The organism is Armatimonadia bacterium (assembly GCA_039679385.1).
Classification (GTDB): domain Bacteria; phylum Armatimonadota; class Zipacnadia; order Zipacnadales; family JABUFB01; genus JAJFTQ01.
Genome location: JBDKVB010000182.1, coordinates 22,892 through 33,012 on the forward strand (window position 1 = coordinate 22,892; position 10,121 = coordinate 33,012).

Genomic DNA, 10,121 nt, shown 5'->3' on the forward strand with positions numbered 1-10,121 from the left:
AGGGGCACCAAGCAACTTGACAAGCGGTGACCGCCTTCGGGGTGGTCGCCGTTGTTTGTGTGGGCACCTGACGGCACGTCGCCGCGACGCTGCGGCGGCCAGTACACGACTATTGGGCTTTCGATGGAACCCGGTGCACTCAGGAGGCAAAAGACGATGAGACGTCTAGCCCTTGTTGCGCTCGTACTCTTGGTGTGTCTGCCGGCCGCACACGCCGTGGATGTGCGTGTGGTTGCGATGCAGTCTCCCCCGCTGACGCTCACCAACATCAGTGCGGGATGGCCAGCGCCTGCCTGGGCCACCGAGGCACATCGTGCGCTGAAGGCGGATCCCGACATCCTGCCGCTGTACCTGCAAGTGCAGAACACGAGCACCAAGCCGATCTACTCCTACCGGATCGCCGTCGCTACCTATGATCCCTTCGGGGACTACCTGGACACCTGTCGTGCGACGACGATCATGAACCTGGCGCCTCAGGGCACCGACTACGGCCGCTGGTCCCTGCGGGTCCGCACGCCGGTGCTGACGTGGTTCATGGTGGCCTATCTGGACTGCGTACGGTTCGCTGACGGCAGCATCTGGCGGATCGATCCGGATGGTGTCGCGGCGCTGATTCCCAGCACGGCCCCGGTGCGGTTCCAGGCCTGGCATATCATGGCCGATCCGAGGGAGATCATCTCGCAATACGCAAAAGACCCAGCCTAGGTCAGGCAGCGGATCTGATCAGGCGAGGACCCATGTCGGCAGCAACTCCCGGGGGCTGTAAGGCTCTTGCGACCACCGGCGAAGTGCGCTGCCGACTTATTGAGGCTAACTGAATGCCCAAACGCACAGACATTAAGAAGATCCTGCTCATCGGCTCCGGCCCAATCGTCATCGGCCAGGCCTGCGAGTTCGACTACTCCGGCACCCAGGCCTGCAAGGCCCTTCGCGAGGAGGGCTATGAGGTCATCCTGATCAACTCGAACCCGGCGACGATCATGACGGATCCGGAGACGGCCGATCGCACCTACATCGAGCCGATCAACGCGGAGACCATCGCCGAGATCATTGCCGAGGAGCGTCCGGATGCGCTGCTGCCGACCCTGGGCGGTCAGACCGGCCTCAACGCGGCGCTTCAGCTCTCCGAGAGTGGGATTCTGGCGCGCTACAACGTCGAGCTGATCGGGGCGAAGCGCAAGGCCATCAAGAAGGCCGAGGACCGCGAGCTGTTCAAGGACGCCATGCTCGCAGCGGGGCTGGACATGCCGCTGAGCGACTTCGCAACCAGTGAGCGAGATGCCCGGCGTATCGCTCAGGAGATCGGCTTCCCGCTCATCATCCGTCCGTCGAGCACGCTGGGTGGCACGGGTGGCGGCATCGCCAACAACATGGAAGAGCTGCAGGAGGCCGTCGCCAAGGGCATCGACGCCAGCCCCATGAACGAGGTGCTGGTCGAGCAGTCGGTCATCGGATGGAAGGAATACGAGTTGGAGGTCATGCGCGATACCAAGGACAACGTGGTCATCGTGTGCTCCATCGAGAACTTCGACCCGATGGGGATCCACACTGGTGACTCGGTGACCGTGGCTCCGGCGCAGACGCTGACCGACCAGGAGTACCAGCGGATGCGTGACCTGGCGATCCGGGTCATCCGTGAGATCGGCGTGGACACGGGCGGCAGCAACATCCAGTTCGCGGTCAACCCGGACAACGGGCGCATGGTCATCATCGAGATGAACCCGCGCGTCAGCCGCTCCTCAGCGCTGGCCTCGAAGGCAACCGGGTTCCCCATTGCGAAGATCGCTGCGAAGCTGGCCGTCGGCTACACGCTCGACGAGATCTCCAACGACATCACTCGCGAGACCCCGGCCTGCTTCGAGCCGACGATTGACTACGTCGTCACCAAGATTCCTCGCTGGGCCTTCGAGAAGTTCCCCGGTGCCGACCCGACGCTGATGACGCAGATGAAGTCGGTTGGCGAGGTCATGGCCATCGGCAGGACCTTCAAGGAGTCCCTGCAAAAGGCGATCCGTGGCCTTGAGATCGGACGCTTCGGCCTCGGCGCCGATGGGAAGGGCAGCCACTACGACGGGATGCCGACGGAGGAGCTTGTCGCCAAGCTTCGCATCCCCCATCCCGACCGGCTGTTCCAGCTTCGCAGCGCCATGCGCCAGGGCATGCAGGCCGACCAGCTCCACGAGATCACCGGCATCGACATGTGGTTCCTCAACCACCTGGAGGAGCTCGTGGGGATGCAGGACGAGGTCGTGAAGATGCGAGCGGCTGTCCCTGCGGCTGCCGGTGGAGCGAAGTCGGAGGGTGTTGTGCCGCTGGAGCGCGGGCTCCTGCGGCGGCTCAAGCGCGCGGGGTTCTCGGACAAGCAGATCGCGGTTCTGACGCGCAACACCGAGGATGGGGTGCGCGAGGTTCGCAAGGCCCTGGGCATCGAGCCGGTTGTGAAGCTCGTCGACACCTGCGCTGCGGAGTTCGAGGCCTACACTCCGTACTACTACCTCACCTATGAGCAAGAGGACGAGCTCCGGCCCCCGAGCGACAACAACATCATGATCCTGGGCGGCGGCCCGAACCGCATTGGCCAGGGGATCGAGTTCGACTACTGCTGCGTCCATGCTGCTTTCGCGCTCGGCGAAGACGGCTTTGAGACGATCATGGTCAACTGCAACCCGGAAACGGTCAGCACGGACTACGACACCTCCGACCGGTTGTACTTCGAGCCTCTCACGCTGGAGGACGTGCTGAACATCTGCGACAAGGAGAAGCCGAAGGGGGTCATCGTGCAGTTCGGTGGCCAGACCCCGCTGAACCTCGCGCAACGGCTGCAGGATCACGGCGTGAACATCATCGGCACGAACCCGCACAACATCGCGCAGGCGGAGGACCGGGAGCAGTTCAAGGAGACCCTGGACAGCCTCGGGCTGCATCAGCCGGCGAATGACACCGCCTACTCGCCGGAGGAGGCACTCGAGAAGGCTGAGCACATCGGCTACCCCGTGGTGGTGCGTCCGTCCTTCGTGCTGGGCGGCCGCGCAATGGAGATCGTCTACAACCGTCGGATGCTCGAGCGCTACATGGCGCTGGCGGTTGAGGCCTCGCCGGATCACCCGGTTCTGGTCGACAAGTTCCTCGAAGACGCCATCGAGATCGACGTCGACGCCATCTCGGACGGCGAGCGCTGCGTGATCGGCGGCATCATGGAGCACATCGAGGAAGCCGGCATCCACTCGGGCGACTCGGCGTGCGTGCTCCCGGCCTTCAGTCTGGCCGAGGAGGAGCTCCAGGAGATCGCCGAGCAGACGAGGGCGCTGGCAAAGGCTCTCGGTGTCGTGGGCCTGCTGAATGTCCAGTACGCCATCAAGAATGAGCGGCTTCACGTGCTGGAGGTCAACCCGCGGGCGTCACGCACCGTGCCCTTCGTGAGCAAGGCGATCGGCGTTCCGCTGGCGAAGCTGGCAGCACGCGTCATGGCCGGGAAGAGCCTGGAGCAACTCGGCTTCACCAGCGAGATCATCCCGCCGCATACGGCTGTGAAGTGCCCGGTCTTCCCCTTCGCGAAGTTCTCGGGCATCGACACACTTCTCGGGCCGGAGATGAAGTCGACGGGAGAAGTGATGGGCATCGACATGGACTTCGGCGCGGCCTTCGCGAAGGCCTACATCGCCGCCGGACATGACCTGCCCACCCGCGGCACCATCTTCATCAGCGTGCGCAACCGCGACAAGCGCGACGTGATCTTCCTTGGGAAGCGGCTCCACGAACTGGGGTTCAAGATCGTCGCCACAGAGGGCACCGCGAGCGTTCTGCGACGCGTCGGTGTGGATGCGGAAGCCGTGTACCGTGTGTCCGACCCGCGCGGCCGGAACGTCATCGACCTCATCCACGACGGCCGCATTCAGCTCATCATCAATACGCCGACGGCCGGTGAGGAGCCGCGAGAAGATCAGAAGGCCATCCGGGCACAGGCGGTGTTGTACAATATCCCGGTCATCACCACGATCTCGGGAGCAATGGTCGCCGTGATGGGCCTCGAGTCCATCGTCCGCGGACGGCTGTCCGTGAAGCCCTTGCAGGAATACCATCGGCTGATGCATGCCGAGGTCTAGTGGAGAGTGACAGGATAGGCACGCTCTGCGCCGAAGACTAGACTGGGGGTCGGGTCGAACCACACAATCTGGCTGACTCGGAAGGATGTGGTGCGCGGTGTCGACGTTGGTTGGCGGCATGTTCCACGGCGCGTCGTTCCTGGTGTGGATCATCATCTATGTGTACTGGGCCCTTGCCCTTGCGGCCATCGCCAAGAAGACCGGTACGCCTGACGAGTGGATGGCCTGGGTCCCGATCGTGAACATGTGGCTTCTCGTCCAGATCGCGCAGAAAGAGGCCTGGTGGTTCGTCCTGTTCTTCATCCCGATCGTGAATCTGGTGGCCTCAGTCATCATCATGATGGCCGTTGCGGAGCGCGTGGGGAAGCCGAGTTGGTGGGGAGTGCTGATCATTGTACCGGTAGCGCAGTTGGTTGTCCCCGGGTACCTCGCCTGGGGGTAGCCGGGTAGACACAGAAGGCAAGAAGACAAGGAGGCGGAGCGCTGCAGGCACGTGGTGTCTGGGCCTCCGCCTCTTTTGGCCTGTGGTGGCCGGCTCGCGGCGCAGCTAGGGGGTAGTGAAGGTGCCGAACCAGGTTCGTGCGCCGAGCAAGGAAGGCATGATCGCGGTCTCGTGATCCAGAGAGTCGCCCACATTGAGGAGCTGCACGTCCGCACCGAGGGCCGACATGCGAGCATAGGCGACCTCAGAGTTGGCGTAAGGCACGTCCCTGTCCGCGTGGCCATGGTAGAGGCGGACGGGCGTCAGTGGTCGCCAGTCGTAGACGTCGTTCTCGCGCAGCGCGTTGAGGAAGGGATCGGTGGGCGACGCGGCCTGCATGCGGGAGAGGAAACCGGGCGTCAACATGTCACTGGGATTGGCCGGAAGCTGGGCCATGATCTCAGAGGAGCTGTGGGTGCCGTCGAAGAGTGTGGCGATGCGGGTGTCGTAGGGACTGGCGAAGACCTCGGACAAGGAACTGAACAGGGAGTAGACGGAGTTGTAGGCGACCAGCAGGTAGGCGGCATAGTAGGAGGTCGCCGAGGAGGGGTTGCTCAGGGCCTGCGGGAAGCTCGTGCCGGAGAGGTCATAGGGCCCCGCCATCGGAGCACAGGCGGTCACGGTGAACTCGCCCGCGTAGTCGGCCTCGAGGGCACGGTGGAGGGCCATGGTCGCATGTCCTCCCTGGGAGTAGCCCGCGAGGAACAGGCTGTTGGAGAGCTGAAGGGACCGCCCGAGACAGAACTGGCGGGTGGCACGAAGCATATCAACGCAGGCGGTTGCCTCCGAGGCGGCATGAAGGAAGGGATGCAGACCGGCTCCCTGACCGAGGCCGAGGTAATCTGCTGCCGCAACCACGTAGCCGACGGCGGCAGCTCCTGCTCCCACCATCTGGCTCTCGCGTGCCTGTGGGTTCGAGGGGGCATCACTGCGACGGACGATGGTCCCGTGCTGATAGCTAAGGAGGGGACGAGCGCCGACTGCTCCGGTCGGGGCGGCGATCAGACCGGAGGCGGTCGTCGGGTTCCCTGCGGTGTCGATGGTGGCGTAGGTGATCCGGTAGTAGCGCACACCGTACTGAACCGGCAACAGCTGTGTGAGGCCCTGTGACCTCAGGGCCGCCTCGATGAGCTCGCGCGAGTAGGAAGCCACGGAGGCCGAACTGATCAGCGTCCCCCGGGTCCTGTTCGTCGGTGGCGTGGCCCCTCCCCCACCACATCCTGTCAGGGCCAGCAGGAGTAGAGCCAGCCCCAGCATCACTCGTCGTACCAAAGGCATAGTGCGTCGTCCTCTCCTTCGATCTGCCGATAGCGTGGCCTGTGAAGTGTGGGCAACAAGAGACCAGAGAAGCGTCGAAAGAGGGGTCTGTATCACAGGGGAGCGCTTCGGCGAGGGCTCTCCGATTTGACAGAGTGTCTTGACCAGTTGCCCCCGGGAATCCTCCATGGCGAGTGCCTGCGGTCGCCACCGAAGCCGCTCCGGTCCTCTCCCCGCGTCAACAGGGCGGGTTAGTGTTCCTCCCCGAAGGCTCCGTCCTCGACCACGACCACCCAGAACTGTCTGCGTGCGAGCAATCCACAGAGCAGACGTGGTGGATCGGCCGTTCACTCAGCGCGGGTGTCGCGCGCCCTTCTCATGCTCGCCGAGGCGCCGACGGCATACCGTTCGACCATCTCGGCGTACTGACCGCAGCTCATCTTGCCCTCGGGACAACCGCCGTGACGCAGGCACTTGGGGCCGGCCCCGGCGAAGACTGAGGGACACACGTCGCGGACGCAGCTCAGCATCTGCTCGGCTACGTCGCGGATCTCCCACTGTGCGCGCAGACAGAGCCGCTCCTCGAGCAAGTGCAGCAGCTCGCGGGCGTTCATGGTGACGAACAGCTTCGTCTCGCACGCGTTGGGCAGCACATAGCGCGCATCCTCATTGCTCGCCTCGCCGCGGCGGCCCAGGGCGTCGTTGAGAACGGCGTAGCGCTCGGCGATCAGCCTCATCGTCGCGGCGAAGTACTCGGTGGCGGCAATGGGGCCGTCAGGCGTGTTCACCGTGTGGCCCGCAAGCTGAGGGGGCACGATGTAATCGAAGCCCTCGTGGTCCACGTAGCGCTGGCTGCGCTGCGAGTAACTGGCGAGGCGGTGGCGGACCAGTTGGTGACTCATGGCCCGCGACACTCCCTCCAAGTAGAACGTGAAGACCATGTGCTCGATGGGGCTCAGGTGGCCCATCTCCCTGAGCCGGGCTACGAACCGGCGGGCGCCCTCGGGCTCCTGCCGAAGCAGGCCGGCGGGGTCTGCGGCGTAACAGAGCTTGGCGGCGGCGGCCACGATTCCCTCAGCGTCCGGGGTGTGGCGGACCAGGGTGACGTGGGGGGCGACTTGCCCCATGGGGTTCCATCCTCTCAGTATGCACTTCGGCGCGCGGCCGAACGCGAGCGTGTACCCTACCGGGACCTCGGGGGGAACTGCTTCCCGCAGCTTCGGCAGGTAAGGAAAGGCGTGCGCTGTTGGGGACCGGTCGCCCCGACGGCGGCGTTGGCCGCACCGCAGTAGGGGCACTTAACCGCCGGGTAGAGCTGCGGCCTATGGCACGACGGGCACTCGTCCGGCATGGACTTGAGCGTCTGCGTGCTCTCGTGACCGCACGCGGTGCACACGCAGACCGTGGCGACGGCCTGCTTGCCCAGTGGGCTGTGCCTGGGGCGCGCAACCCAGATCAACAGGCCGACGGCGGCCACCACGAGGCTACAGGTCACAAGCAGCTTGCGTTGGTCGGTCATTGTCTCTCTCCTCGCGCGCGGGGCGCGCTGCGGCTGTCTGTTGTTGGCCGCCGGGCACCGTCGGGTGCAGGCACGGCCGGAGCACCGCGCGGCGTAGTCTGGGCGCCACACTTACGGCACTTCGGGAGGAAGTAGGCCGGGCCCAGGTCCATGAAGAGGCGCGGTCGCGCGAACAACAGCTCCTCTCGCGCCAGCTCCCATGACGTCCACGTCCGGCAGCTCGGGCAGATCCCGGCGAAGTGCAGGCTCACCTGGCGGCAGTGCGGGCAGCGCTGTGGCAGATGCATCGTCACGCGCCAGCCCTGCCACCCGCAGTGGGTGCACATCACGGCGTTGGGCGATTGCGGTGGAGCCTTCCCGCCGGGCCGCAGACGCCACACCTGGGCAGCGTCCCACAACAGCAGCGCCGCCGTCAGCAGTACGAGCAGTGCCCGGCTCGAGCGCCGTGAGAAGACGCGTGCGAACCGCGCCCGCCCTTGGTCACGACACTGGTGCGGGCTCACTGTAGGTCCCAATCGGTGAAGTCGTCGGGCGCCGGCCAGCCGTTGCCGAAGGCTGCCACGTCAGAAGCGGTGCCCCCATAGACGGAGCCGCCCTCCTTGATGACCCCGCGGGGCAGGGCCTTGACGTGCCCGTCCATGAAGGCGAAGTTGGCCATGCCGTTGTGCCGGAAATGGATGGAGGGCTCAGGGCGGAACCAGAATCCCCAGTTGAGCGCGTAGAACGACCAGTACGGCGGCTCCATGAAGGAGTACTCGATGGCGAAGGTATTGGGGTAGAACTGCAGGAAGGCGCAGTCACAGAACATGAAGGTACCGGATGGATCAGCTACCTCCGCGTCATGGGCCGGGGGCAGAGCGCCACCCCAGTCCGAGCGCCATGCCGAGGAGCCGACGAACTCATTGTTGTAGCCGTAGCCCCCGCAGCCGGCTTCGAAATCGTTGACCGAACCGTCGCCCTTGCGCACATAATCCCGGAAGCTCGGGCACTCTTTGATCTGAGAGTTCTTCATGTAGGGCCACAGCGGGCCGAGCTCGGGCTTGAAGATACCACCGCCCACCGTCGGCGACTGGCGAACCCCATGCCAGCGGCGGCGGCCTCCAAAGCCTTCGTAGATATCTGGCGCCCCGGCCACGAAGTACCCGTCGTTGTCATTGGCATACTGGAGGTTGGCCATAGCGAGCTGGCGGAGGTTGGAGACGCAGCTGGCCTGGCGCGCCTTCTCGCGAGCTCTGGAAAAGACAGGGAACAAGATCGCGGCGAGGATCGCGATGATCGCGATCACAACAAGGAGTTCGATGAGGGTAAAGCCATGTACGCGTCGCATGTCCGCTCTCCTTTGTCCGAAAAGGTAATACGCATGAGAGCGGAGGCCCGAGAACGGGAAAACCGCGCCTCAGCAGAGACGCGGCTGGCCACTCACGGTGAGTGTGGCAATGGGCCCCCTCCCTCGAGGAGCTGCTGATGCGTACCAGTGAGGCCGTCTCCTGGCTTCCGGGTCATCCTACTCCCTGCCGCCTTCCCATCTCGCGAACGAGACAGTGGATCCAAGCAGGTTTCGTCGCCGGTTACAGTTGCGGGGCAGCGACGGACTCACACCGTCTTCCGATTGCTGGTGGCCTGAAGGCCCCAGCGCTACCTCACTGGCGTTGGACACTGGGTTGTTCCATCCCCACTACACAGCGCGTACTGTAGCGGGAACGCACGGCCGTGTCAAGTACCATCGGAGCTGGCGCTTACCCACTTTTGTAGATAGAAAAGGAAGTGACCGAGGCTCGATGTGGAAATGGGATTGCGCTGACAAACCCGTCCACAGGAGACCTCGGTCATGGCTCAGTTCGCCTTTCGAGACGTCGATGCCTTCTGTCGTCGTGTCCTGCCCGGTCTGCGCAAGACCCAGGCCACAAACCTCTCCTGGGTGCTCTTCGGCCTGCTGTGCTCCGGCCGGCCCAGCCTCTCGGCGGTCGCGCGCTGGATGGTGGGACCCGTGCGGCTGATCCACCGCATCAAACGGGTGCACCGCTTCATCGACAATCCGCGCTTGCCGCGCGGGCAGCTCCTGGCCCAGATGGTCTATTGCAACTGGCTGCGAGCCGCCGGCCGGCCACGGCCGACGGTCGTCATCGACTGGACCGACCTGGGCAAAGACACCGTCAGCCTGTGGATGGCCCTGGTCTCCCAGGGTCGCACCGTGCCCTTGCTATGCCGTGTGTTGCCCAAAAAGACGGCTCAGGGCTCGCGCAATCAGGCCGAGCATGACCTGATCCTCACCCTCAAAGCACTGGTGGGCACCGGCTGGGTCCTGGTCGCCGATCGCGGTTTCGCCCGAGCTTCTCTCTTTGAGATGCTGCTGCAGGAGCACCTCGATTTCGTCATCCGCTTCGATGACGACACAACGGTCTGGGTCAAGAACAAACCCCGACGCTGTGGCGACCTGCGCCTGGAGGGAACTTTCAGCCGCTGGCTGGGCGCCGTCCGGTATCAGTCCCTGCGCAAGGTGCCGGTGCAGGTGCTGCTGTGCGAGGCCGAAGGTAGCCGCTGGAACCTGGCCACCAGCCTGCCCACCAAAGCCCAGGTGGCGAAGATCTACTACAGCCGCATGCAGATCGAAGAGATGTTCCGCGACCTCAAGCAGCACCTGCACATCGAGAAGATGCCCTGCACCACCCTGGCGCGTACGGCCACCTGGCTCTTGCTCTGTGCCCTGGCCTACAGCTATCTGTACTGGCTCGGGGTGCTGGGCACGGAACAGAAGTTGTCG

The 10,121-nt window shown here is 64.6% G+C and carries 8 protein-coding genes and 1 riboswitch; of the genes, 4 read left to right on the top strand and 4 right to left on the bottom strand.

Annotated elements, in window-relative coordinates; all coding sequences use genetic code 11:
- Positions 1-156 precede the first annotated feature (156 nt).
- The 3 genes from ABFE16_20715 (at position 157) to ABFE16_20725 (ending at position 4,545) form a co-directional block, all read left to right on the top strand.
- Positions 157-705, top strand: coding sequence for a hypothetical protein (locus ABFE16_20715; protein MEN6347726.1), 549 nt, complete (start codon positions 157-159; stop codon positions 703-705).
- Positions 706-818: 113 nt separating this feature from the next.
- On the top strand, positions 819-4,103 hold the full coding sequence (gene carB / locus ABFE16_20720; protein MEN6347727.1) for a carbamoyl-phosphate synthase large subunit: 3,285 nt from the start codon (positions 819-821) through the stop codon (positions 4,101-4,103).
- Positions 4,104-4,200: 97 nt separating this feature from the next.
- Positions 4,201-4,545, top strand: a complete 345-nt coding sequence (locus tag ABFE16_20725) for a DUF5684 domain-containing protein (GenBank protein MEN6347728.1) — start codon at positions 4,201-4,203, stop codon at positions 4,543-4,545.
- 105 nt (positions 4,546-4,650) lie between these two features.
- Here the strand turns inward: ABFE16_20725 and ABFE16_20730 are convergent, their stop codons facing one another.
- The 4 genes from ABFE16_20730 to ABFE16_20745 all read right to left on the bottom strand — a co-directional run bounded on the left by ABFE16_20730 (position 4,651) and on the right by ABFE16_20745 (position 8,687).
- Positions 4,651-5,862: a lipase family protein gene (locus ABFE16_20730; protein MEN6347729.1), complete on the bottom strand. Its 1,212-nt coding sequence runs from the start codon at positions 5,860-5,862 to the stop codon at positions 4,651-4,653.
- A gap of 326 nt (positions 5,863-6,188) precedes the next feature.
- Positions 6,189-6,968: an FAD-dependent thymidylate synthase gene (thyX, locus tag ABFE16_20735; GenBank protein MEN6347730.1), complete on the bottom strand. Its 780-nt coding sequence runs from the start codon at positions 6,966-6,968 to the stop codon at positions 6,189-6,191.
- A gap of 56 nt (positions 6,969-7,024) precedes the next feature.
- Positions 7,025-7,360 carry a hypothetical protein gene (locus ABFE16_20740; protein ID MEN6347731.1) on the bottom strand — a complete coding sequence of 112 codons (336 nt, stop codon included), beginning with the start codon at positions 7,358-7,360 and terminating at the stop codon, positions 7,025-7,027.
- A gap of 499 nt (positions 7,361-7,859) precedes the next feature.
- Positions 7,860-8,687 carry a prepilin-type N-terminal cleavage/methylation domain-containing protein gene (locus ABFE16_20745; GenBank protein MEN6347732.1) on the bottom strand — a complete coding sequence of 276 codons (828 nt, stop codon included), beginning with the start codon at positions 8,685-8,687 and terminating at the stop codon, positions 7,860-7,862.
- 133 nt (positions 8,688-8,820) lie between these two features.
- Positions 8,821-9,018: riboswitch (cobalamin riboswitch) on the bottom strand.
- A 170-nt stretch (positions 9,019-9,188) separates the two neighbouring features.
- On the opposite strand from ABFE16_20745, the gene ABFE16_20750 reads away from it, so the two are divergent.
- Positions 9,189-10,121 (top strand): IS4 family transposase (locus ABFE16_20750; protein MEN6347733.1); only part of this gene is annotated, 933 nt, incomplete at its 3' end.

What these genes read in the sequence shown, in the direction of transcription:
- ABFE16_20745 (MEN6347732.1), bottom strand. Translation starts at nt 8,687, where the DNA reads ATGCGACGCGTACATGGCTTTACCCTCATCGAACTCCTTGTTGTGATC.
- carB (MEN6347727.1), top strand. Translation starts at nt 819, where the DNA reads ATGCCCAAACGCACAGACATTAAGAAGATCCTGCTCATCGGCTCCGGC.
- ABFE16_20730 (MEN6347729.1), bottom strand. Translation starts at nt 5,862, where the DNA reads ATGCCTTTGGTACGACGAGTGATGCTGGGGCTGGCTCTACTCCTGCTG.
- ABFE16_20715 (MEN6347726.1), top strand. Translation starts at nt 157, where the DNA reads ATGAGACGTCTAGCCCTTGTTGCGCTCGTACTCTTGGTGTGTCTGCCG.
- ABFE16_20740 (MEN6347731.1), bottom strand. Translation starts at nt 7,360, where the DNA reads ATGACCGACCAACGCAAGCTGCTTGTGACCTGTAGCCTCGTGGTGGCC.
- thyX (MEN6347730.1), bottom strand. Translation starts at nt 6,968, where the DNA reads ATGGGGCAAGTCGCCCCCCACGTCACCCTGGTCCGCCACACCCCGGAC.